At 63.5% G+C, this 23,391-nt stretch carries 24 protein-coding genes; 15 read left to right on the plus strand and 9 right to left on the minus strand.

From position 1 onward, the window contains the following. Positions 1-81: 81 nt before the first annotated feature. From FHW92_RS17135 to FHW92_RS25820, 4 genes are all read left to right on the plus strand, one after another. A complete protein-coding gene (locus FHW92_RS17135) occupies positions 82-1,377 on the plus strand; it encodes a DUF3857 domain-containing protein (protein WP_168604502.1) in 1,296 nt (431 codons plus the stop codon). 70 nt (positions 1,378-1,447) lie between these two features. Continuing rightward, the gene (gene uvrA / locus FHW92_RS17140; RefSeq protein WP_168604503.1) at positions 1,448-4,360 is read left to right on the plus strand and encodes an excinuclease ABC subunit UvrA; all 2,913 of its coding nucleotides are present in this window, start codon (positions 1,448-1,450) and stop codon (positions 4,358-4,360) included. Further along, a complete protein-coding gene (locus tag FHW92_RS17145) occupies positions 4,357-4,632 on the plus strand; it encodes a hypothetical protein (protein WP_168604504.1) in 276 nt (91 codons plus the stop codon). The genes uvrA and FHW92_RS17145 overlap by 4 nt, the downstream gene beginning before the upstream one ends. A 118-nt stretch (positions 4,633-4,750) precedes the next feature. Then, positions 4,751-5,458 (plus strand): phosphatase PAP2 family protein, encoded by a 708-nt coding sequence (locus FHW92_RS25820; RefSeq protein ID WP_168604505.1) that lies wholly within the window; start codon positions 4,751-4,753, stop codon positions 5,456-5,458. A 281-nt stretch (positions 5,459-5,739) separates the two neighbouring features. Here FHW92_RS25820 and FHW92_RS17155 read toward each other — a convergent pair whose 3' ends face one another. Next, complete coding sequence (locus FHW92_RS17155; protein ID WP_168604506.1) at positions 5,740-6,951, minus strand: argininosuccinate synthase; 1,212 nt, start codon at positions 6,949-6,951, stop codon at positions 5,740-5,742. Between the two features lie 78 nt (positions 6,952-7,029). Further along, the gene (locus FHW92_RS17160) at positions 7,030-7,785 is read right to left on the minus strand and encodes an SDR family oxidoreductase (RefSeq protein WP_168604507.1); all 756 of its coding nucleotides are present in this window, start codon (positions 7,783-7,785) and stop codon (positions 7,030-7,032) included. Between the two features lie 84 nt (positions 7,786-7,869). Between FHW92_RS17160 and FHW92_RS17165 the strand changes: the two genes are divergently transcribed. From FHW92_RS17165 to FHW92_RS17175, 3 genes are all read left to right on the plus strand, one after another. Beyond that, positions 7,870-8,706, plus strand: a complete 837-nt coding sequence (locus FHW92_RS17165) for a PhzF family phenazine biosynthesis protein (protein WP_349237703.1) — start codon at positions 7,870-7,872, stop codon at positions 8,704-8,706. 83 nt (positions 8,707-8,789) lie between these two features. After that, a complete protein-coding gene (locus FHW92_RS17170) occupies positions 8,790-9,665 on the plus strand; it encodes a hypothetical protein (RefSeq protein ID WP_168604508.1) in 876 nt (291 codons plus the stop codon). A gap of 12 nt (positions 9,666-9,677) precedes the next feature. After that, the gene (locus tag FHW92_RS17175; RefSeq protein WP_168604509.1) at positions 9,678-9,854 is read left to right on the plus strand and encodes a hypothetical protein; all 177 of its coding nucleotides are present in this window, start codon (positions 9,678-9,680) and stop codon (positions 9,852-9,854) included. Positions 9,855-9,899: 45 nt separating this feature from the next. On the opposite strand, the gene FHW92_RS17180 is transcribed toward FHW92_RS17175, so the two are convergent. The 6 genes from FHW92_RS17180 to FHW92_RS17205 form a co-directional block, all read right to left on the minus strand. Then, on the minus strand, positions 9,900-10,472 hold the full coding sequence (locus FHW92_RS17180; protein WP_168604510.1) for a hypothetical protein: 573 nt from the start codon (positions 10,470-10,472) through the stop codon (positions 9,900-9,902). Between the two features lie 31 nt (positions 10,473-10,503). Continuing rightward, positions 10,504-11,787, minus strand: coding sequence for a 23S rRNA (adenine(2503)-C(2))-methyltransferase RlmN (rlmN, locus tag FHW92_RS17185; protein ID WP_172249329.1), 1,284 nt, complete (start codon positions 11,785-11,787; stop codon positions 10,504-10,506). A gap of 46 nt (positions 11,788-11,833) precedes the next feature. Beyond that, on the minus strand, positions 11,834-12,319 hold the full coding sequence (locus FHW92_RS17190; protein ID WP_168604511.1) for a hypothetical protein: 486 nt from the start codon (positions 12,317-12,319) through the stop codon (positions 11,834-11,836). Between the two features lie 49 nt (positions 12,320-12,368). After that, positions 12,369-13,640 carry an ammonium transporter gene (locus FHW92_RS17195; protein ID WP_168604705.1) on the minus strand — a complete coding sequence of 424 codons (1,272 nt, stop codon included), beginning with the start codon at positions 13,638-13,640 and terminating at the stop codon, positions 12,369-12,371. A gap of 169 nt (positions 13,641-13,809) precedes the next feature. Next, the gene (locus FHW92_RS17200) at positions 13,810-14,331 is read right to left on the minus strand and encodes a GreA/GreB family elongation factor (RefSeq protein WP_168604706.1); all 522 of its coding nucleotides are present in this window, start codon (positions 14,329-14,331) and stop codon (positions 13,810-13,812) included. 49 nt (positions 14,332-14,380) lie between these two features. Then, positions 14,381-14,821: a hypothetical protein gene (locus FHW92_RS17205; RefSeq protein ID WP_246870238.1), complete on the minus strand. Its 441-nt coding sequence runs from the start codon at positions 14,819-14,821 to the stop codon at positions 14,381-14,383. A gap of 189 nt (positions 14,822-15,010) precedes the next feature. Here FHW92_RS17205 and FHW92_RS17210 point away from each other — a divergent pair, with 189 nt between their 5' ends. Continuing rightward, on the plus strand, positions 15,011-15,718 hold the full coding sequence (locus tag FHW92_RS17210; RefSeq protein ID WP_349237704.1) for a DUF2490 domain-containing protein: 708 nt from the start codon (positions 15,011-15,013) through the stop codon (positions 15,716-15,718). Between the two features lie 41 nt (positions 15,719-15,759). After that, positions 15,760-16,245, plus strand: coding sequence for a DinB family protein (locus FHW92_RS17215; RefSeq protein WP_168604512.1), 486 nt, complete (start codon positions 15,760-15,762; stop codon positions 16,243-16,245). On the opposite strand, the gene FHW92_RS26245 is transcribed toward FHW92_RS17215, so the two are convergent. Continuing rightward, on the minus strand, positions 16,229-18,517 hold the full coding sequence (locus FHW92_RS26245) for a lytic transglycosylase domain-containing protein (RefSeq protein ID WP_168604513.1): 2,289 nt from the start codon (positions 18,515-18,517) through the stop codon (positions 16,229-16,231). The two genes, FHW92_RS17215 and FHW92_RS26245, sit on opposite strands and share 17 nt — an antisense overlap. 110 nt (positions 18,518-18,627) lie before the next feature. Here FHW92_RS26245 and dapA point away from each other — a divergent pair, with 110 nt between their 5' ends. From dapA to FHW92_RS17250, 6 genes are all read left to right on the plus strand, one after another. Continuing rightward, on the plus strand, positions 18,628-19,512 hold the full coding sequence (dapA, locus tag FHW92_RS17225; RefSeq protein ID WP_168604514.1) for a 4-hydroxy-tetrahydrodipicolinate synthase: 885 nt from the start codon (positions 18,628-18,630) through the stop codon (positions 19,510-19,512). Positions 19,513-19,773: 261 nt separating this feature from the next. After that, positions 19,774-20,682 carry a CmcJ/NvfI family oxidoreductase gene (locus FHW92_RS17230; RefSeq protein WP_168604515.1) on the plus strand — a complete coding sequence of 303 codons (909 nt, stop codon included), beginning with the start codon at positions 19,774-19,776 and terminating at the stop codon, positions 20,680-20,682. Positions 20,683-20,926: 244 nt separating this feature from the next. Beyond that, positions 20,927-21,550 (plus strand): TetR/AcrR family transcriptional regulator, encoded by a 624-nt coding sequence (locus FHW92_RS17235; protein WP_168604516.1) that lies wholly within the window; start codon positions 20,927-20,929, stop codon positions 21,548-21,550. 82 nt (positions 21,551-21,632) lie between these two features. Beyond that, a complete protein-coding gene (locus tag FHW92_RS17240; RefSeq protein ID WP_168604517.1) occupies positions 21,633-22,439 on the plus strand; it encodes an outer membrane protein assembly factor BamD in 807 nt (268 codons plus the stop codon). Between the two features lie 164 nt (positions 22,440-22,603). Further along, on the plus strand, positions 22,604-23,068 hold the full coding sequence (locus tag FHW92_RS17245) for an Rrf2 family transcriptional regulator (protein WP_168604518.1): 465 nt from the start codon (positions 22,604-22,606) through the stop codon (positions 23,066-23,068). Positions 23,069-23,144: 76 nt separating this feature from the next. Beyond that, complete coding sequence (locus FHW92_RS17250) at positions 23,145-23,378, plus strand: hypothetical protein (RefSeq protein ID WP_168604519.1); 234 nt, start codon at positions 23,145-23,147, stop codon at positions 23,376-23,378. The last annotated feature ends 13 nt before the right edge of the window (positions 23,379-23,391 follow it).

Genomic DNA, 23,391 nt, shown 5'->3' on the forward strand with positions numbered 1-23,391 from the left:
GATGTGCCAAATGGGAACGGCGGGGCAAATTGCGGGTTAACCGAATGGACATGGCGCGCGGTTTGCGGTTGTCTTGGTGCCATGAACAAGGGTTTGCCTTTCCTCGCCTTGATGGCCGTGCTGGCCGGGCCGCTGCGCGCCGATGAATTGCCGCGCGCCGAAGCTGCGCCCGCGTGGGTGGTGCCGGTAGCCATGCCCGCCACGGTGCAGCCTGCGGGCGAAGCGCCGCTGCATATGGTGATGCAGGATCAGCAGGTGTGGTTTCATGGGGGCACAACCAGTTTCTATCAACGCCGCATTCTGCGCATCGACCAACCCGAAGGCATTCAGGGCATGGCCCGGCTGTCGGTGCAATGGCGGCCCGAAACGGACCGTTTGACCATCCACGCCTTTCGCCTGACGCGGGGCAATCGCAGCAATGACCTGTTGCCCGCCGTGCAGGAGGTGCTGGCGCATAAAGGCAGCAATCTGGGCGGTTTGCGGGTGGATGGGCAGCGTTCGCTGGGGCTGCCGATTGCGGGCATGGCAGTGGGCGATGTGATCGAGATCGCCTGGACCATCGACCGCACCGAGCCTTTGCTGGGCGGGCATCACGAGGTGTCGCTCGATGCGGGCAGCCATGGGGTGATCGACCGGCTTGCGCTGGCGGCGCGCTGGGATGGGGCGCGGCCGATGGGGGTAGCGGCCGAAAACCTACCCGCCGCGCTGGAGCGAGGGCCGGGGCGGGTGGCGATGGTCACCGATGCGCTGGCGGAGAGCAAGGCGGCGCGGATGCTGGAACTGTCGGATTTTGCGCAATGGGCCGATGTGGCGGGGGTGTTTGCGCCCTTGTTTGATGCGGCGCGGCGGGTGGGGCCAGATTCGCCCCTGCGCGGGCAAATTGCCGATATTCGCGCGGCCAGCAGTGATCCTCTGGCGCAGGCCGGGATGGCGCTGACCATTGCGCGGCGCGATGTGCGCTACCTCTATGTTGGGCTGGGGCAGGGCAATCTCAAGCCGATGCCCGCCGATCAGGTGTGGCTGCGCGGCTTTGCCGATTGCAAGGGCAAGACGGCGCTGTTGCTGGGGCTGCTCGATGGGCTGGGCATCAAGGCCGAGGCCGCGCTGGTGGCCACGCAAGGGGGCGAGGGGATGGACCGCCGCCTGCCCAGCGTGACGGGTTTTGACCATGTGATCGTGCGGGCGCAGATCGCCGGGCGCGTCTATTGGCTGGACCCCACCGCCGAGATGGGGGCCAAGGATGGGGCGCTGGATTTGGCCGCGATGCCGGTGCCGCGCTATGGCTGGGCCTTGCCGCTGCGGATGGGCGCGGGGCTGGAGGCGGTGGGGGGAATGCGCAGCGCCAGAGGCAAGACACGCGCCCCCAGGGGAACTTGATCGACCGACCGGCTTTGTCTAGCGGGGATTGAGGCTTGCATCCCGCGAACAAATCTGGAACACCGCCACCATGAGTCTGACCCATATCACTGTACGCGGCGCGCGCGAGCATAACCTCAAAGGCATCGACATCTCTCTGCCGAGGGACAGTCTGATCGTCATCACCGGCCTGTCGGGTTCGGGGAAATCCAGCCTGGCGTTCGATACGATCTACGCCGAGGGGCAGCGGCGCTATGTCGAAAGCCTGTCGGCCTATGCGCGCCAATTCCTTGAAATGATGCAGAAGCCCGATGTGGAGCATATTGACGGGCTTTCCCCCGCGATCTCCATCGAGCAGAAGACCACCAGCCGCAACCCGCGTTCGACCGTGGCCACGGTGACCGAGATTTATGACTACATGCGCCTGCTCTGGGCGCGGGTGGGTGTGCCTTATTCGCCCGCCACGGGATTGCCGATTGCGGCGCAGACAGTTTCGCAGATGGTGGACCGGGTGATGGCGCTGCCCGAAGGGACGCGGGCCTATTTGCTGGCGCCGGCGGTGCGGGGGCGAAAGGGCGAATATCGCAAGGAAATCGCCGAGTGGCAGAAGGCGGGCTATACGCGCCTGCGCGTCGATGGCGAGTTGATGGCGATCGAGGATGTGCCCGCGCTCGACAAGAAGTTGAAGCATGACATCGAGGTGGTGGTCGACCGTATCGCGGTGAAGCCGGGCATCGAATCGCGTCTGGCGGATTCGTTTGAACAGGCATTGAAGCTGGCCGAGGGGTTGGCCTTTGTCGATCTGGCCGATGGCGTGGTGCCGGGGCGCGAGGGCGAGGTCACGGCGGGTTCGAAGAAGAAGGGCGCGCAGTTGAAGGGGGCTGGGGTTCCGGCCAACCGCATCGTGTTCTCCGAAAAATTTGCCTGTCCGGTGTCGGGTTTCACGCTGGAGGCGGTCGAGCCGCGCCTGTTTTCGTTCAACGCGCCGCAGGGGGCCTGTCCGGCCTGCGACGGTTTGGGCGAGAAATTGCTGTTTGATCCGCAGCTTGTGGTGCCCAACGAGGCACTGAGCATCAAGGAAGGGGCGGTGGTGCCATGGGCCAAATCGAACCCGCCTTCGCCCTATTACATGCACGTGCTGGCCTCGCTGGGCGGGCATTATGGGTTCAGCCTGGAAACGCCCTGGGGCGATTTGCCGACGGAAGTGAAGATTGTCGTGCTCTATGGCACGGGTAAGACGCCGGTGCCGCTGACCTTTATCGATGGCAAGAAGGCATACACCGTTACCAAGCCGTTTGAGGGTGTCATCGGCAATCTGAACCGCCGGATGCTGCAGACCGAAAGCGCGTGGATGAAGGAGGAACTGGGCAAATTCCAGACCTCGCAGCCTTGCGAAGTGTGCGAGGGCAAAAGGTTGAAGCCCGAGGCGCTGTGCGTGAAAGTGGCGCAGAGCGATATTTCCAGCGCGACACGGTTGAGTGTTTCGGATGCGCTGGCGTGGTTTTCGACGCTGGATGAAAAGCTGACGGATCAGCAGCGCCAGATTGCCAAGGCGATCCTGAAGGAAATCAACGAAAGGCTTGGTTTCCTGAACAATGTAGGCTTGGATTATTTGAATCTGGATCGGACGAGCGGCACTTTGTCAGGCGGGGAAAGCCAGCGGATCAGGTTGGCTTCGCAGATCGGGTCGGGCCTGTCGGGCGTGCTTTATGTGCTCGACGAACCCTCTATTGGTCTGCATCAGCGTGACAATGACCGCTTGCTGGAAACGCTCAAGCGCCTGCGCGATCTGGGCAATACGGTGATCGTGGTCGAGCATGACGAGGATGCGATCCGCACCGCCGATTATATCGTCGATCTGGGGCCGGGCGCGGGCGTCCATGGCGGCAGCATCGTGGCCGAGGGGACGCTCGAGGATATTCTGGCCAATCCCGACAGCATCACCGGCCAATATTTGACCGGTGAGCGGCGTATCGAGGTGCCGAGCGAGCGCAGAACCGGCAGTGGCAAGGCGATTGTCGTTGAAAATGCGCGGGCGAATAACCTGAAAGGTGTGACGGCGCGCTTTCCCTTGGGGACGTTCTGCTGCGTGACGGGCGTTTCGGGGTCGGGCAAATCGACGTTGACGCTTGATACGTTGCAGGCCGGGGCCAGCCGCGTGTTGAACGGGGCGCGGGTGATTGCCGGGGCGCATGATCGGATCACCGGTCTTGAGCATTGCGACAAGGTGATTGAGATCGACCAATCGCCCATCGGCCGCACGCCGCGATCCAATCCGGCCACCTATACCGGCGCCTTTGGCCAGATTCGTGATTGGTTTGCGGGCCTGCCCGAGGCGCAGGCGCGCGGGTATAAGGCGGGGCGGTTCAGCTTCAACGTCAAGGGCGGGCGGTGCGAGGCCTGTCAGGGCGATGGCCTCATCAAGATCGAGATGCACTTCCTGCCCGATGTCTATGTGACTTGCGAGGAATGCGGCGGAAAGCGTTATAATCGCGAGACTTTGGAGGTGAAGTTTAAGGGCCATTCCATTGCCGATGTGCTGGATATGACCATTGAGGATGCCGAGAGTTTCTTTGCCAATGTGCCGCCGATCCGCGACCGGATGCATATGTTGAACGAGGTCGGCCTTGGCTATGTCAAGGTGGGGCAGCAGGCCACGACCCTGTCGGGCGGCGAGGCGCAGCGGGTGAAACTGGCCAAGGAACTGGCGCGGCGCTCGACCGGCAAGACGCTTTATGTGCTGGATGAACCGACCACGGGTCTGCATTTCGAGGATGTGCGCAAGCTGCTCGAAGTGCTGCACCGGCTGGTCGATCAGGGCAATTCGGTGGTGGTGATCGAGCATAATCTCGATGTCATCAAGACCGCCGACTGGATCATCGACATGGGGCCCGAGGGTGGCGTGCGGGGCGGCATGGTCGTGGCCGAGGGAACGCCCGAGCAGGTGGCCGCCAATCCGGCCAGCTTTACGGGGGGGTATCTGAAGCCGTTGCTGGCGCGGTGATCTGGGCGGTTCTGATATTGCCGCTGATTGTTGTGGTCGACTGGGCATTCTGGTCAAAGATCGATGGCATGTTGTCTTTTCCTTCGGCCCGGTGGCGCTGGCGTCGTCGGCGGTTGATGCCATGGGCGGCGATGTGGGTCTGGATTGTGGTTGCAACCAAGTTTTTGGCGCCGGCGTCTGAGGCTGATTGGCAACAGGCGGTGGTGGTGGTTGCGGGTTTGGGTATTCTGGTCTGGTGGATGGCGGCGATCTATCGCGATCTGACGGACTAGCGTCGGGGCGAACATGGCATTTGCGCCATGTTCGCCCGTAACCGCCCCTCTGTCCCGGTTTTGTCCCAAGGTTGTCATTGTCGTGCGATAGCAGGGCGCCTTTCATGGAGAGGTGGCTATGCGTTTGACAGCATTGGGGCTGATGGCTTTGGGATTGTGCGGCATCGCCCATGCCGGGGTGCCTTTGCGCGAAATGTCCGATCCGCCCCAGATCCATTACCTCAATCCCGCCGAAGTTGCGCCGCGCTTGATTTTCGCCCCTCCGCCGGGCGAAGCTATGACGCGGCAGGAACTGGATTTCCTCCATCGTCTGATCGCGGTGACGCCCGCAGACCGGATTGCGCGTGCCCGCGCTGATGGCGAGGATGAGACGCCCGCGATCTACAGCGTCGCGCTGGGCCGCGATTTGCGCCAGATGCCGGCCACATGGAACCTGCTGGTGGCCATAGAAGAAGAGGCCAATGCGGTGATCGGCGCGGGCAAGGATGAATTTGCGCGGCCTCGGCCCTATCAGGCCGATCCTACGATGCCGACCTGCAAGGCGGTGAAGCCGGGGAAGAGCCAGCGCTCCTATCCCAGCGGCCATGCCAGCGTGGGCTATTCCATGGGCTGGGCGCTGGCGCGTCTGGCGCCGCAGCGGGCCGAGGCGGTGCTGACGCGGGCGGATGATTATGCGCTGGGGCGCTGGCTGTGCGGCGTGCATTATCCGAGCGACACTTCAGCCAGCCGGGGCGCGGCAATGGTGGTGGCCGAGCGTTTGTTGGCCGATCCGCGTTTGGCGGTTCAGGTTGCGGCGGCGCGGACGGAGTTGGCGGGGTTGCGTTAGAGCGGTTTGCCTCCGGCGGGCAAAGGGACTTAGTCCCTTTGCAATCCCGATACTGTCTTTGTCGCGCCCTGAGGCATTGTCGCGTGACGTTGATGCGCCGCAGGCTTTATAAACCGCTTCGCGGAATGGCGCTTCCCGGCAAACTTCGCGCCATCCCATAACGGGATTGCAAAGGGCCCCGGCCCTTTGCCCGCCGGAGGCACACTTTTTCCAAGCCCAAAAACAAAAATGCCGGAGACCTCGCGGCCCCCGGCATCCTTAATTCGGCTAACCTGCAACCCTTACTTCTGGTTCGCCAGCAGCTTCAGACGCAGCGCGTTCAGCTTGATGAAGCCCGCTGCGTCCTTCTGATCATAGGCGCCCGCGTCATCTTCGAAGGTCACGTGGCGTTCGCTGTAGAGCGAATAGGGCGACTTGCGGCCCACGACATAGGCGCCGCCCTTATAGAGCTTCAGGCGGACGGTACCCGAGACTTTGGCCTGCGAATGGTCGATGGCGGCCTGCAGCATTTCGCGCTCGGGGCTGAACCAGAAACCGTTGTAGATCAGTTCGGCATACTTGGGCATGATCTCATCCTTGAGATGCGCCGCGCCGCGATCCAGGGTGATCGATTCGATGCCGCGATGCGCGCGGGCATAGATTTCGCCGCCCGGCGTTTCATACATGCCGCGCGACTTCATGCCGACGAAACGGTTTTCGACCAGATCGAGGCGGCCGATGCCATGCTTGCGGCCCAGCTCGTTCAAGGCAGCCAGCAGCGTGGCGGGCGACATCGCTTCGCCGTTCAGGGCAACACCATCGCCCTTTTCGAACTCGATCTCGATATATTCCGGGGCGTCGGGCGCATCCTCGGGGTTAACCGTGCGGCTGTACACATAATCCGGGGTTTCCTGCCACGGATCTTCCAGAACCTTGCCTTCCGAGCTGGTGTGCAGCAGGTTGGCGTCGGTGCTGAACGGGCTCTCGCCGCGCTTGTCTTTGGGCACGGGGATCTGGTGTTCTTCTGCCCACTTGATCAACGCGGTGCGGCTGGTCAGGTCCCATTCGCGCCAGGGGGCGATAACCTTGATGCCCGGCTCCAGCGCATAGGCCGACAGTTCGAAGCGAACCTGATCGTTGCCCTTGCCGGTGGCGCCATGCGAAACGGCATCGGCGCCGGTTTCGCGCGCGATTTCAATCAGGCGCTTGGAAATCAGCGGACGCGCGATCGACGTGCCCAACAGGTAGTCGCCTTCATAGCGGGCGTTGGCGCGCATCATGGGGAAGACGAAATCGCGCACGAATTCCTCGCGCAGATCGTCGATATAGATGTGCTCGGGCTTCACGCCCATCAGCTCGGCCTTGGCGCGGGCCGGAGCCAGTTCCTCGCCCTGACCCAGATCGGCGGTGAAGGTCACCACTTCGCAATTATAGGTGACTTGCAGCCACTTGAGGATGACCGAGGTGTCAAGCCCGCCCGAATAGGCGAGAACGACGCGCTTGATGTCTGACATGGGGCGCTCCGCATAGGAAGAAAGAGATTGGCGCCGCGCCTAGCAGGGCATGCGCCAAGGGGCAAGCGTTTGGGCCCCCTATCCGCCCCGCGCCAGATAGAGAACATCGCGCGGCTGTGACAGCAGATGCTGGCCGGAATCGACAAACAAGGTTTCCCCGCTGGCCAACCAGCCATCGGCAAGGAACAGCGCCGCATCGGCAATCTCGGCCGGATCGGTCAACCGGCCCAGCAGGTTCATCCGGCCCGAGGTCTCATGCTCATGCGGTTGCTGGTCGAAACTGGGCAGCATGGCGCCCGGCGCGATGGCGTAGATCCGGTCCTGCGCCCCCGCCGCGCCCATCGCCAGCATCCGCACCGTGGCGGAAAGGGCGTGCTTGGCCATCGTATAGCTGAAGAAATCGGGGTTGGGATTGGCCAGTTTCATGTCGGTGATGGCGATCACGCGGCGCCCCGCCCGCGCCCGCGCATGGGCCAGAAATGCCTGCGCCATGCGGGTGGGCGTTTGCGCATTGACCGTCATCGCCTCGGCAAAGACATCGGCGTCCATCGCGCGGGCATCGTCATAGCGGAACACGGCGGCCGAATTGACCAAAATGCGCCAGTCGCCCAACCGCTGCGCCAGATCCTTTACCATGGCAACGCCCGCATCGGGATCGGCCAGATCGCAGCCCACGCATTCGGCGCTGGGCAATTGCGCGGCCAAGGCCTCGGCATCCTTGCGGCTTTGGCCATAGTGGATCACGACATGCCATCCCGCCGCGCCAAAACGATGAGCAATGCGCGCGCCAATACGTTTGGCGCCGCCGGTGATAAGCAGGGCAGGACGGTTCATGCCCCCATCAAGCATAAAGCGCGCGGCGAGGGAAGGCGGCTTGAGGGGAAGCGATTTGCCGCTATGCTATGTTTCTGAAAGGAAATGGCGATGCGGTTGGATCTGGTCGACGTCTTTGTGAATGGCGCGCTTTCGGGCAATCCTCTGGCGGTGGTGCATGGGGCCGACGGAATGTCAGAGGCGGCGATGCAGTCGCTGGCGCGCTGGATCGGCTTTTCGGAAACCACTTTTCTGTTGCGCCCGACGGATCCCGAGGCCGATTACCGCGTCCGCATTTTCACGCCAACGCTCGAATTGCCTTTCGCGGGCCATCCCACGCTGGGCAGCGCCTATGCATGGCGTGCGACGGGGGGCGTGGCCAAGGGCGAGCGGATCATGCAGGAATGCGGGGTCGGGCTGGTGCCGGTGCGTGTGACGGAGGCTGGGCTGGCCTTCCGCGCCCCGCCGCTGCGGCGCAGCGGGCCTTTGTCGGATACCGAAAAGGCGGCGGCGCTGGCCCAATTGCGCCTGTCGCCCGAGGATGTGATCGAGGCGGTGCATGTCGATAATGGCCCGCCCTGGCAATTGCTCCGCCTGGCCAGTGCGCAGGCTGTTCTGGCCGTTTCGCCGGTGGTCACGGCACAGGGCGTGGTTGATCTGGGCCTGATCGGGCCATCGGACGAACCGGGCGTCGATTGGGAAATTCGCGGATTTTTCACCGGGCCCGGCGGCATCTTGGTCGAAGATCCGGTGACCGGCAGCCTGAATGCGGGGGCCGCGCTCTATCTGTATGAAAGCGGGCTGGCCACGGGCGATTATGTGGCGGCGCAGGGGCGCAGGATCGGCGCCGATGGCCGCGTCCATGTTTCGCGCGATGAGGAAGGCGTGTGGATTGCGGGGCAGATTCGCGCGGTTGGAGCGGGGGCGGATTTGGCCATGTGAGCTTTTTTGGACGCAAGGCTTTCCTACTTTAACCCATTTGGATAATTCATCACTCGGCTAATCGCTGAGAGATGGAGTCCGACATGCCCAATCCCAAAATTGTCTATCCGGCCACCTATACCCCGGCCAATGCCGTTGCCTTTGCCAATACCGATAATTCGGCCGCCACGGTTTCGGCCAGCACGCCCCTGCCTGTGGCGCTGGGCGATGGGGCGCTGGCGGCCATGGGGTCCACCACCGATACGGCGGCGGCATCGGATTCGGCGACCGCCAGCCTGATCGCCTTGTTCAAGCGCCTGCTGGGCAAATTTCCCGCCGGCCTTGGCCAGAAGACCGCTGCCGCCAGCCTGCCGGTCGTGCTGGCCAGCGATCAGGGCGCGATCACCACGGCGGGTGTCTACAACACCGCCCAGCCCACGCTGACTGGCGGGCAGGTCGGATCACTTCAGCTTGACAGTTCAGGAGCGCTGGCGGTCCGCCTGCAATGGAGCGGGGGCTATATCGCGGGCGTGTCGGGCAATATCACCGATGGCGCGACCAACAGCGTGAACACGATCATGACGCTGACGCGCGGTTTCCTGTTCAATGGCAGCACGTGGGATCGGCAGAAAAAGCCCGTCGCCGTCAGCCGTATCGCCTCAAGCGCGGCGAGCACCAATGCCACTGTGGCGAAGGGCGGCGCAGGCGACATTTTTGCCATTCAGGCTTATAATACAACCACCTCTGTCATATACCTCAAGCTTTATAACAAGGCGGCCGCACCGACCGTCGGCACCGATACGCCGATCAAAACCATCGCCATTGCGCCCAGCGCCAGCCTCGCGGCCAGCGCGACCTGGGCCAACGGCCTCTATTTCTCGACCGGCATCGCCTATGCGCTGACCGCCGCAGCCGCAGACAGCGATACGACTGCGATCGCCGCAGGCGCGATTGTCGGCCTCAACCTCGATTATCAGTAAGGAGCGCGCATCATGGCAATCTGGCAGAATGACGCGAATGGCGAACGTTTCGATGATGGCGTGGCGCTGCTGCCCGGCGAGGAAGGCTTCAGCCGGGCCGGGGCGGAGGCGCATTTCGGGGCGGATGTCGATTTCAGCTATGTCGGCACGCCCAATTGGGCGCCCGCGGCCCCGGAGGATGACGACTGAGCTTCCGGATTTGTCCGCCTCGGTCCGATGGGCCGGGGCGGTTTTTCAGGCGACCCGGCCCACCGGGCCAGATACCGCGAAAAAGCGGCGATGGTGGAACACCCATACCTCGTCGAAATGGTTGGCGGCCTGCGCGCAGGCATCCTGCCACCAGGCAAGGGGCGGATCGGAGAGCCCCTCGATCCATGTCGTGTTCGACCGGATCAGCAAGCCATCGCAGCGCTCATACCGTTTCGCGCATTTCTTGGCGATCAGCCGCGCGATTTCGGCGGCATAGGCGTCGGGCGCAATCATCACCGGCGTGGGCGAGACATAGGGCGCCCCCAGTTCAAACTGCCGACATGTCGTTTCATAGGCGGTGTTGCGGTGGACCAGCGGATTATCCGCCTCGGTATTTTCAAAAACCAGGTCGACACCATGCAGCCGGATTTCGAAGTCGGGCGTGGGCTTGCCGGTTTCGGGCAATAGCCGCACCGCCTCGGCATGGCGATGCTGGGCAAAACTGGCCGCCATGAAGGCCTCGCGGAAGGTCTTGCCGCGCTGGCTGCGGATCTCGCACTCGCTGGCCAGCTGATGCCCCACCCGACTGGCCAGAGCCAGCATATCAGGCGGGGTCATCCATCCACCAACCGGGATCACGCTGATGGCCTTATCCCAGAGCAGCCTGCTTTTCCTCAGCCAGACGATCCAGTTCGGCGCGCGACATTTTCTGCGCCGAGGTCTTCAATTGTCCGCAGGCCGCATCGATGTCGCGCCCGCGAGGAGTGCGCACGGGGGCGGAAATGCCCGCCTCGAAAATGATGTTTGAAAACTGGCGGATACGCTCGGGCGTGCTGCATTCGTAAATCGCGCCGGGCCAGGGGTTGAACGGGATCAGGTTCACCTTGGCGGGCAGATTGTACTGGCGCAGCAGGCGCACCAGTTCATGCGCATGCTCGTCGGTGTCGTTCTTGTCCTTGAGCATCACATATTCAAACGTGATGCGGCGCGAATTGGACGCGCCGGGATAATCCGCACAGGCCTGAAGCAGTTCCTCGATGCCATATTTGCGGTTGATCGGCACGATCTCGTCGCGCACCTCCTTGGTCACGGCGTGGAGCGAAACGGCCAGATTGACGCCGATTTCCTCGCCGCACTTTTCCATCATCGGCACGACGCCGCTGGTCGAGAGCGTGATGCGGCGCTTGGACAAAGCCAGCCCATCGCCATCCATCACCAGCTTGAGCGCGCCCTTCACATTGTCGAAATTATACAGCGGCTCGCCCATGCCCATCATCACGATGTTGGTCAGCAGGCGCCCATCGGGCGAATAGCCGCCCTCATCATCGACCAGATCATCGGTCAGCGCAGCCAGATCAGCCTGACCCGCCTTGGGCCATTCGCCCAGAGCATCGCGCGCCAGCATGACCTGTCCCACGATCTCGCCCGGCGTCAGATTGCGCACCAGACGCATCGTGCCGGTGTGGCAGAAGCGGCAATTGAGCGTGCAGCCGACCTGCGAGGAAACGCAAAGTGTGCCGCGATCGGCATCGGGGATGAACACCATCTCGAACTCATGCCCGTCATCGGTGCGCAGCAGCCATTTGCGCGTGCCGTCCTCGCTGTGCTGCGAAACGACGATTTCGGGGCGACCGATGACAAAACGTTCGGCCAGCCAGGGGCGCATGGTTTTGGCAATATCGGTCATTGCCTCAAAATCGGTGACGCCGCGATGATAGATCCAGTGATAGACCTGCTTGGCGCGCAGCTTGGCCTGCTTGGGCTCAAGGCCCGCCTCGGCAAAGATTTCGGCGATGCGCGGGCGCGGCAGGCCCAGCAGATCGACGCGGCCATCGGCGCGCGCGGTAATGTCGCGCGCGGTGACGACGGGGTCGATATGGCCCGCAATCGGCATCGACGTGGGCAGGGGAGAAGTGGGAAGGGGGGTGTCCATAGTCGGGCCCATAGCGGCGAATCGGGCAAAATGCTACCCTGACGCCTTATCGCGCCGCACAGCCCAGCGCGGCGGCATCAATCGCCGTGGCCGCGCCGGGCAGCGTATATTGGTCGCTGAACAATCGCCCCGCGCCGTCGCGCGATGAAACGGTCATGATCTCGCCCGAGCGCATCGCGGCCACGATGGCGGCCTCCATCCGCGCATCGGCGGCCCATGCATCGATCCCGCCGCCGATCAGCCTGTAACGCTGTCCCGCCAGCGTCAGTTGCACCGCCGCGCCCGGCTGTATCCGGCGCGAGAGGCGGAAATGGACCTGTCCGCGCACGCCTTTTTTCGGCCACAGGCCAACATCGGCATAGGGATCGACCTCGCGCCGCGCGCCCGCTTCGGGCATGGCAATGGCGTAGCAGCGCGGAATGCCCGCATCGCGAAACGCGCCCCATGCGCCGAACATGCCCAGCGCATCGCGGGCATCCGCAGGCGCGGCGCCCAAGGCGAAAAGGCAAAGAAAAAAGACCGGGCGTTTCATCACCCGGCCTCCTTTAATCATGCGGCGATACCGGATCAATCCAGTTACGTCAGTCCAGTTCCCAGGCTCTTTCACCATGCGAGGTAATGTCGAGGCCCTCGCGCTCGTCATCCTCGGTGGCGCGCATCGGCATGATCTTGCCCAGACCCACAGCCAGAACATAGGACATCACCGCCGACCATGCCGCCGTCACGCCCACGCCCACGGACTGCGCGATGAATTGATGGCCCATGCTTCCGCCTGCGGCATATCCCGTGCCGCCCAGCGCCGGGCTCATCGCCACCGCAAGGCCGAGCGAGCCGATCATCCCGCCCACGCCATGCACCGCGAACACGTCGAGCGAATCGTCGATCTTCCAGCGCTGCTTGACCAGTTGGATCATCGCATAGCACACGCAGGCGCCCGCAAGGCCAAACACCGCCGCCGCGCCGGGCGCGATCATGCCCGCCGCAGGCGTCACCGTGGCCAGACCCGCCACCGCGCCGGTGGCAAAGCCCACGCTGGTCGGCTTGCCCACATGGGCCGCTTCGATGCCGATCCACATCAGCGCCGCCGCGCAGGCCGCCGTATGGGTGTTCAAAATTGCGCTGGCCGCCGCCGCGCTGCCGGTCAGCGCGCTGCCGCCGTTAAAGCCGAACCAGCCGACCCAGAGCAGACCCGCGCCCAACATCGTCAAGGCAGGCGAATGCGGCAGCATCAACGTCTTGGGAAAACCCGTCCGCGCGCCCAGCACCCATGCCGCCACCAGCGCCGAAACGCCCGCCGTGGTATGGACGACAATGCCGCCCGCAAAATCGAGCGTGCCATAGCCGGTGCTCATCCAGCCGCCGCCCCAGATCCAGTGCGCCACCGGGGCATAGACCAGCAGACCCCAAAGCCCGCAAAACGCCACCACCCAGCCAAAGCGCGCCCGGTCCACCCAGGCGCCCGCCATCAGCGCGGGCGTGATCGCGGCAAAGCAGAGCTGAAACAGCGCAAAGGTGTTTTCGGGCAGCGCCGTACCCGACCGCACCGGGGCCAGATGCGCCAGACCCAGACCCGACAGGCCCCCGATCCAGCCATTCGTCACCGGCCCAAACGCCAGCGCATAGCCCACCAGCACCCAGACCAGCGAGGCCACCGCCGTGATGACGCCCACCTGCACCATCACCGACAGGAAGTTCTTGGCCCGCACCAGACCGCCATAAAACAGCGACAGACCCGGCAGGCACATCAACAGCACCAGCGCGCTGGAGATCAGGATCCATACCGTATCGGCGCCATTTGCGCCGGTTGCGGTCTGGGCCAAAGCAGGTGTGGGGCACAGCAAGGCAGCCGCCATAAGGCTGCGACGATGCTTTGCCCAAAGGCCGGTTGGCCGATGGCGCATGGTATGTCTCCTAAGCCAGCGCCATCCGATCCCGGCGCTTTCCTCCGCGAAGCGCCTTAGATGCGAAAGTTTCCTGCGCGCAAGAGCGAAAATGGAGAGTATTTATTACCTGCCGGGCGTTTCAGGGGGCAGGGGGATAGGTTATCATCATTACTTCCCACTCTTTTTCCCCGCCCGGCAGGGCCACACGGCGCAAATCGCCCAATGCGGCCCCGCGCAATGCCCGCGCAATCGGCGCTGACCATCCGATCAGGCCCTTGCTGGCATCCTGTTCGTCATCGCCCACAAAGGTCAGATGCTTGCGATTGTCATCCTCATCGGCAATTTCCACGGTGGCGCCGAACCAGACGCGGCCCCGGTCCTCCTGCCGCGCAGGGTCGACCACGCGGCACGCCTTCATGCGCCGCGCCAGATGGGCCAGTTCGCGGTCGATCTCGCGCATTCGCTTGCGGCCATAGAGATAGTCGCCATTTTCGCTGCGGTCGCCATTGCCTGCGGCCCAACTGACGATCTCGACGATCGCGGGGCGTTCTGTGCCCAACAGATGATCGTAACGCGCACGCAGCGCCGCCATGCCCGCAGGTGTGATCGGCGGGCCTTCGCCGGGGGCTTTCGGGGCGGCAGGTTTCGGGGCGGGGCGCATGTTTCTCATGGCGCGGGCATAGGGTCAGGCCCGCGCCCAAGGCAAGGGTTCAGAACGGCAATTCCCCCAGATCGGGCGCCACCCATCCGCGCCGCGCGGCCACGCTGAACAGCGTCTCGCGCCGCCAATAGGTCATCGGCCAATCGCTCTTGCCCAGATCGCCCGCCAGCAAGGCGGCGAGGATTTGTGACAAGGCTGTGTCACTTCCATGACGTGCCAACTCAGCCCGCGCGGCGCGCAGCGAGGCGATGGTGATCGTTTCATGATAGCCCGAGGTGTCATCATTCACCCCGCCCACCGATTCATTATAGGCGCGGATCGCCGCCCCCATCGCCTGCGGTTCAGCAATTTCAGGACGATAGCGCAACAGCCAGAGCGCGGCGGCCCAATGCGCGCCGTGGGTCCAGCGTTCCTTGGGCAGGCGGCGTTCGACCATGCCCAGCGCAATGGTTTCGATGGTTTCGTCGGTAAAGGCGCTCGATTCGTTCATGACAAAGGCATGGCATCGCGCAGCGCCGACGTCAAAAAGCGAGGATTGTGACAAGGATTTTGTCATATTTCTTCCGATGCTTGGCTGTCCCTACGTTCGCATACGGGTTTTTGTGACAATCGACTGACATAAAACTGTCATCATAGCGTCATAGTTGACGCCGAATTGTCACATACGGGGATCGCAAGAGTGCAGCGCAACACATTTCATGCCATGGCCGTGGGGGCGGCCAAGGCGCTTTTGGCCATGGCGTCCATCACGCCTGTCGCCGCCATGGCCAGCGATGCCCAGCATTGGGAAATCGCCACGGCGACTGCCAATCTGGGCGATGGCTGGCGCGCCTCGGCGGAGAACATCACCCGCTTCAGCCAGACGCGCGGCTTTTACGAGCTGGAACAGAACCTGATGCTGGGCCACGAGATCGGCGACAGGGGTGGACCGCTCGGGATGGTGTTCTATCTGGGCTATACCCATGACCCGCAATATGCCCATGGCAATTTCACCATCATGGAGCACCGCTTTCGCCAGCAATTGAGCTTTGACCGTCTGCTGACGCTGGGTCCGGTGCGGATTTCGGGCCGTATGCGGGTGGAACAGCGCTGGCGCGAGGGGATCACCGGCACGGCATGGCGTCTGCGCCCCTTTATCAAGGCCACGATGCCGGTGGTGGGCAAGGTCATGCTGGTGGCCGCGCATGAGAGCTTTATCGATGCCAATCGCAACGGTTTCCAGCGTCTGGGCGGCGAGGAACGGATGCGCAATTCGCTGGGCTTCAACATGCCGCTCAATCGGCGGGTGAACCTTGAGTTGGGCTATCTGAACCAGCACGGCTTTGTGCCGGGCGGCAAGGATACCAATGACAATGCCGCGACGCTGGAGATCAAGGCCAGTTTTTGACGTACTTGCCGATGGCGTCCGGGGCGGGCAAACCGGGTGCCATGCTGCAAACCTATCTTGCCTATGGCCAATGGGCCAACCGGATTGTCATTGATCGCCTGACCGACCTGCCGGACGCGGTGCTGGATGCGCCGCAACCGGTGGTGTTTGGTTCGATCCGGCGGACCTATCACCATATGCTGGTGATCGCTCAGGTCTGGCAGGCACATCTGCTGGGCCGCGCGCATGGCTATACCAGCCGCGACCCCGGCCATCCGCCGCCCATGGCGCAGATCGGCGCGGCGCTGGCGGAACTGGATGCGTGGTTCCTGGATTATGGCGCAGGGCTGGATGCCGGGGCGCGGGCGCAGGTGGTGCCTTTCACCTTCATCGGCGGCGGGGATGGCGCGATGACGCGCGAGGCCATCCTGATGCATGTGGTCAACCATGCCACCTATCACCGGGGCCATATCGTCGCCATGCTGAACGGGGCAGGGATCAGCATGGCAAACAGCGATATGCCGGTGTTCCTTACTGCCCCGGCCTGACCGGCTGGATCACCGGCGAAGAGGTGAAGGTCGGCTGCGGCCCATAGCTGGGCGCGGGCGTACGCACCGGCATCCCGGAAGGCGCAGGCATCCCCGAAGGTGCCGGCATGACCGCAGGCGGCGGCGGGGCGGGGCGCGGGTCCTTCAGATAATGGCTGAGCGGATTGGCCCCCTTGTAGGCCGCACGGTCGGGATACATCGCCTCATAGGTGACGGCGTTTTCCAGCACATGGGCGACATAGGAACGGGTTTCGCTGAAAGGGATCTTCTCGATCCATTCGACCCATTCCGGCCCGCCCGGCATACGCGGATCCCCGCGTGATGCGATCCATTTGTTCACATTGCCCGGCCCCGCATTATAGGCCGCCACCGCCAGCGGATAGGACCCGCGATAGGAGGTCACCAACCGCTGGAAATAGGCATTGCCCAGCGTGGTGTTATACAGCGGATCGTCGATCAGCGCCTGTGTTGACGAGGGCAGGCCGAGGCGGCGCGCCTGCTCCGCCGCTGTTCCCGGCATCAACTGCATCAGGCCGCGCGCGCCGGTGCGCGACATGGCGTTCTGGCTGAACTGGCTTTCCTGACGCGAAATGGCGTGGATCCATGTCCAGTCGCTGCCCGGAGGGGTGGGCGTGATGGGGAAGGCGGAATCGCGGAAATTGTTGAAGCCCGCATTCTCCGCCGCCTGACCCACGATCACCGCCAGATCGCGGCGGCCCAAGGCGCGGGCCAGATCGGCCACCAGCGTGAAATCGGCCTCGACCTTGGCCTGATTGGCGATTTCGCGGAAGAAACGGATCGTGGTCTGCCATTCGGCATCGCGGGCCACTTCGCGCACGGCTTGGGTGATCGGCCGGGCGGCAAAGTCGCGGGCCTGTGCATGGGTGGGCGCGGCGCGGCGTCCGTCGTGCAGCGGCGGGATCGGCTGGCCCAGACGCTCTAGCGCCAAAAGCCCGTGGAACTGATCGGGGAATTGCGCGGCCCAACGGTAATACTCAAACGCGCCATTGCTCTGCCCCACGCTGTCCAGCGCGCGGCCCGCCCAGTAATAACCCTTGGCCCGCGTCATCGGGGTGCGCGCGGCATGGGCGTAATTATAGAACAATTTGGCGGCCGAAGTCGGATCGCGCAATTGCCAGAGCGCCGTGGTCCCGCCCAGCCACATCAGCGAGGTGTAATCATCGCGCACGCCAAAGGCCATCTGCGCGATCTCGCTGCCCTCGGGAAAGCCCTCGGCGGCACCCTGCGCGATGCGCAGCGAATCGGAAGGCCCGCCCGCTCGTGCCGCAGCCAGCAGCACCCCCGTCCAGCGCCGGGGATCGAGCGCGGGGCGTGCCAGCGGCGGACGGGTGGCCAGCAGGCTGGCCGCCTCGGCCCCGCGCCCGCGCCGGATCAGATAGCGCGCCCGGTCCACCAGATAGCCCGGATCGGAGAGCATTTCAGGCGTGGCGGCCATAAGCGCCGGAGCGGGGGCCGGAGTCGGGGCCGAGGGGGCAACAAGGCCCGGATTGGCCTCGGCGGTGATGCGGGCCATTTCGGCCTGCTCATCGGCGGTGCGCGCAGTTGCGGCAACCTGTTCGATCGCATCGGGGCCGACCATCGGGGTTTCCACCCCCGCGCCCTGCTGAATGGCCAGACGCGCCTGCGCCACGGCCCAGCGGGTCTGCGAGGCGCGGGTGAGGGCGCGGGCGGCCTGCGCGGTTGAACCGTCCCAGAGCAGCGCCTCAAGACGCGAATCATGATCGGTCTGGGCGAATCTGTCGCCCCAGCGCGAGAGAATCGCCGCCTCGGCCGCATCGCTCATCGCCCCGCCGCGCCATGCCGCGCGGGCCATATCGGCCGCATCGCGCGCCCGTCCCTCGGCCGCCAGCGCCAGCGCATATTGCGCGCGCGCCGGATTGGTCAGCGGGGGAAAGCGATCAAACAGCGCGACAATCCGCGCCGAAGGCACATTCTGGATCGCCAGCGATTTCTCCGCCGCGCGGCGCATGCTCTCCTCCAAAGGAAAGCCCGGCCAGGCCAGAACAAAGCCCGCATAGGCGTCAAATCCCTGATTTTCTGTGCCCACCAGCTGTTTCCAGCGGGCGATGGCCGGGGCCACGGCGCCGGGCGCGCTCGCCTTTAATTCGGCGCGGGCGCGGTCCCATTCGGCCCCCTCCTGACATTGCGCGGGCGCGGAGAGGACCACCGTCGCCAGCAGCGCCAGCGAGGCGATTCGGCGCCGACGGTGCCGGGAAGTGGATTTCGAACGGGGCATCATGGTGCTGGACACGATGGCCTATGGCTCCTTATCAGGCGTTGCGATAGTAGGCGCCGGCCCATGGCGCGGCTGGCAGATTTGCCATGCCGCCTATAGGTGGGCGATGAAAGAGGATAAAGTCGATGTTTTCCGGTTCCATACCCGCTCTGGTGACACCTTTTCGCGATGGAGCGTTTGACGAGCCGACTTTCCGCCGTTTGGTGGACTGGCAGATCGAGAACGGTTCGAGCGCTTTGGTGCCTTGCGGGACGACGGGGGAAAATTCCACCCTGTCGAATGCCGAACACCACCGCGTGATCGAGGTCTGCATCGAGCAGGCCGCAGGGCGCGTGCCGGTGATCGCCGGTTGCGGCAGCAATGATACACAAAACGCTTTGTTGCACATGACTTTTTCCAAGAAATGCGGGGCCGCGGCCGCGCTGCTCGTCGCGCCCTATTACAATCGTCCGTCGCAGGAAGGGTTGCTTGCCCATTTCTCCTATCTGGCCGAACATATCGACCTGCCGATCGTGCTGTACAATGTGCCGGCGCGCACCGTCACCGATATCAAGCCGGAGACGGTGATCGAACTGGCGCGTCGATTCCCGCAGCGGATCATCGGCATCAAGGACGCCAGCGGCGACCTGTCGCGCGTGACCGATCACCGGATGGGCATCAGCAAGGACTTCTGCCAGCTTTCGGGCGACGATGAACTGGCACTGCCCTTCAGCGCGGCGGGCGGGGTCGGCTGCATCTCGGTGACGGCCAATGTCGCGCCGCGCCTGTGCGCCGATTTCCAGGCGGCCTGCGCGGCGGGCAATCTGGCCGAGGCGCGCCGGTTGAACGATCTGCTCTATCCGCTGCACTATGCCATGTTCGAGGATGCCTCGCCGGGGCCGGTCAAGTATGCCCTGTCCAAGGTGTTCGAAGGCTTTGGCGCGGAGCTGCGCCTGCCGCTGGTGCCCTGCAATGAGGGCGCGCGCAAGGCGGTGGATGCGGCTTTGGTGCATGCCGGGTTGGTGAAGTAATTTAAGGAGGTTTTACCTCCGGCGGGCAAAGGGTCTCGACCCTTTGCAATCCCTATAATTGGGTTTGGGCGGCTCCGTTGCGTTTGTGGCGGGGCCGTCTTTTTTATGGCCTGCGGCGCGGGGAGGGCGGGCTTATTGGGGCGGCAGGCGGGTCTGTGTCCTCGCATCCCCCCCTCTTACACACTTGTGTAATTCTCTAACATCCGTTACCTTCTCTCCGACGTCGCCCGAGAGCGCGAATCCGAGAGAGAGGAGCAGATAATGGCCACCATCACCCATGATGCCGTAGAGGACCGGCAGCGGCAGGCTCCGGCCCTGATACGCTATCTGGCGCCGGGGGATTTCGTCACGCGCCGCTATGTTCGCGCCGGGGCCGAGATCAACACCGGCGAATATCGCGATTACGAGGCGGTGGTGCGCGATGGCATGCCGATCCGTGATCACTTCGCCTTTGACACCCATGGTTTCATGATCGGCAAGGGGCCGAGCGCGGTCGAGGATTTCTGGAACCGGGAAGAGGTGGACGAGAAATATCACGCCGAGGCCACCCGGATCATCCGCAACCTGACCGGGGCCGACCGGGTGGCCACGCAGGGCTGGATGATCCGCACCAGCGCCGATCTTTCGACCCGCGCCCAGGAAAAGACGGAAAACTATCAGCACGCCGGTGGCATCCAGCCTCCCGCCGGTGAGGCCCATGTCGATTACAACACGCTGACCGGGCAAAAGGCCGCCGCGCGGATGCATGAGCAGCATTTCGGTTCGCGCGACGGCTATCGCCGCTTCTGCTGTGTCTCGCTGTGGCGCACCTTCTCGCCCGGGCCGCAGGACTGGCCGCTGGCGGTGTGTGATGGTCGCTCTGTGGCCGATGGCGAGGGCGTTTCGAACACTTTGTTCGTGGTCGATCAATTCCCGGTGGGCGAGGCTTTGACCGCGCCGGTCGAGGGCGAGGATCAGATGATCGCCGCCACTATTTTCCGTCACAATCCGGCGCATCGCTGGTGGTATTTTTCGAACATGGAGCACGATGATGTGCTGTTGTTCAAATTCCACGACAGCGATCATGCGCGCACATGGCGTTGCCCGCACACGGCCTTTCACGACACCAGTCTGGCCCATGCCCAAATTCGCGCCAGCATCGAATTGCGCGCGGTGGCCTATTGGAATTGAGGACGGTTGGCGCCCCCGGCAAAAGGGGGTGTTTCCGATTAACCCATCGCTAACCATTGGCGAATCTTGATTCACCATCCGGGCGCGGTTGGCGTGATGGTAGCGATGGGGTAAAAATGGTTTTACGACGAAACGCTAACGATTGTTCAAAGTTGGCGAACGGTTCCTGAATAAATTACCCCTTATAGAGGGAAAACAGGTTAAACAGCTTGATTTCCCAACAAATGTGGAATTGCCAAGGGGCATGTCGGAAACGCGCCAGACTTTAGAACAGCGTCGCAATCGCAATTATGAGGAAACACACCGCCAACTGGTTGAGCGGGCGGTGGGGCTGATAGGGCGTGACGGTGTTGATTCCTTGACGGTGGCCTCGCTTGCCCGCGATGCCCGGATGAACCGCTCGACCGTCTATTATCATTTTGACAGCCGCGAGGCCCTGCTGTCGGCCGCCAAGGCGTGGTTCGGGGCCCGGCTGGGCGAAATGATGGTGGCGCCCGGCGATTCGCAGGTATGGCTGGAAAAGGCGGTGCAGTTCTCGCTGCTCAATCCCGAACTGATGCATGAATGGGTGATGGATCTGGTCAACCATCCGCCGATCCATAACAATTTTCCGCGCTGGGACGAACTGGTCGAACTGGCCTCGCGATCGCCCCAGGTGACGCGCCACGAGGATGGCAAGGGCGGCCCCACGGTCAGCGGCGCCCATGATGCCGAGGTCTGGGCCACGGTGCTGCTGGCCAGTGTGGTGATGGCGCCGCGCCTGTTCCGCGTGGCGGTCCGCCCCGATCAGGAGATCGAGCTGGTTTCGCGCCATTATGCGCAATTGCTGCGCCGGATGTTGCAGTCGACCCAGCGGACCGCAAGATAAGGGACGGGTACCCCATGAATTGCGACAGGCAACCATGCGCTTTCACTTGGCGTTCAGCCAGACGCTGGCTATAGGCCAAACCATGTCTAAGCCCAGCATCAGCCTGTCGCCGCGTGTTCTCCTCCTTGCCTGTGCCGTTGGCGCGATGGCGATCACCGGCGGTTGCGCCGGGCGGGGCAAGAAGCCCAAGGATACCGCCTATGTCGCGCGCGACGTCGATTCGCTCTATCTGGAGGCGAAGAAGCGTCTGGATGCGGGCGAGGACAAGACGGCCGCCGCGCTGTTTGACGAGGTGGAGCGTCAGCACCCCTACAGCCCCTGGGCCCGCCGCGCACAGTTGATGAGCGCGTTTTCCTATTATTCGGCGCGCGATTACGCCAAGTCGGTGCAGTCGGCGCAGCGCTTCCTCTCGATTCATCCGGGCAACAAGGATGCGCCTTACGCCTATTACCTGATCGCGATGAGCTATTACGAGCAGATCAGCGATGTCAGCCGCGATCAGAAGATCACCCTTCAGGCGCTTTCGGCGCTCAATGACGTGGTGCGCCGCTATCCCGACACGCGCTATGCCACCGATGCCCGCCTCAAGATCGATCTGGTGAACGATCATCTGGCCGGCAAGGAAATGGACATCGGCCGCTTTTACGAGCGTTCGGGCCGCTGGCTGGCCGCTGATATCCGTTTCCGCAATGTGATCGACAAGTATCAGACGACCAGCCACACCGCCGAGGCGCTGTTCCGTCTGGTGGAAACCAATCTGGCGCTGGGCATTCCCGTCGAGGCGCAGAAATACGCCGCTGTGCTGGGCGCCAATTATCCGGGCAGCGAGTGGTATGAAAAAGCCTATGCCATGATGGGCAAATATGCCCCCGGCACCAAGGTCAGCTGATCCCTCGGATCGGCCGTTTTGCAAGGGCCCGCGCCAGGGATGGCGTGGGCCTTTTGCGTTGGGCGGCGGGTGGCGGGTGGCGGGGCATATCTTTGCATGACACCGTGGAATGTCTAACCCGGTGATTGACATTTTCTTCGGATGGGCGCTGTTATGCCGCCGCCATGCTATCGCAGAAAACCCGCTACACGATCCGCGCGCTTCAGCACCTTGCTGACCTGTGGCAGCAGGGTCCGATTCGGCTCGACGCGATTGCCGAGGCGCAGAATATCCCACGCAAGTTCCTCACCGTCATCCTGTCGGAAATGGTGCGCGAAGGGCTGGTGATCAGCCATCGTGGCCGCGAAGGCGGCTATGAACTGGCGCTGGCGCCTTGCGACATCCGCTATGGCGACATCATCCGTCTGACGCGGGGCAGTCTGGCGCTCGTCCCCTGTGCGAGCCGGTTTGCCCACGAACATTGCGCCAATTGCCTGCCCGAGGCAGATTGCCGGTTGCGCGGGCTGATGCTAGCCGTGCGCGACGAAATGGCCGCCATGCTCGACCGGCTGACTCTGGCCGACCCGATCATGGTCGAGCCGCCCTTTGCCGATCCGCCCGAGGAATCACCGGCCGAAGCGGCGGAGTAAGATATTGTCCTTATCGGGATAATACCGGGGCTTAAGCCACCATCGCCCAGATTACCGCCGAAGGGCAGGGTCGAGTATGAGCGAATGGCGCAGAATTTCCGGGCAGGATCAGGGCGAATGGCTCGATGATGCCGCCGCCGCAGAGCTTGTGCGCGAGATGCTGCAAAACCCGCCGCCCACGCTGCATCCCGATGGGCCGGAATTGCTGAACGCCAACCGGGGGCAGCCCGCGTTTCATATCGAACATGGACTGATTCTGGGCGTCTGGCTGATTTCGGTGGCCGTTGCGGTCTGGCGCTGGATGTTTTGAAGGCGTTTGAGGG

It is taken from the genome of Novosphingobium sp. SG707 (genome assembly GCF_012275515.1).
In the GTDB taxonomy this organism is placed as follows: Bacteria; Pseudomonadota; Alphaproteobacteria; order Sphingomonadales; family Sphingomonadaceae; genus Novosphingobium.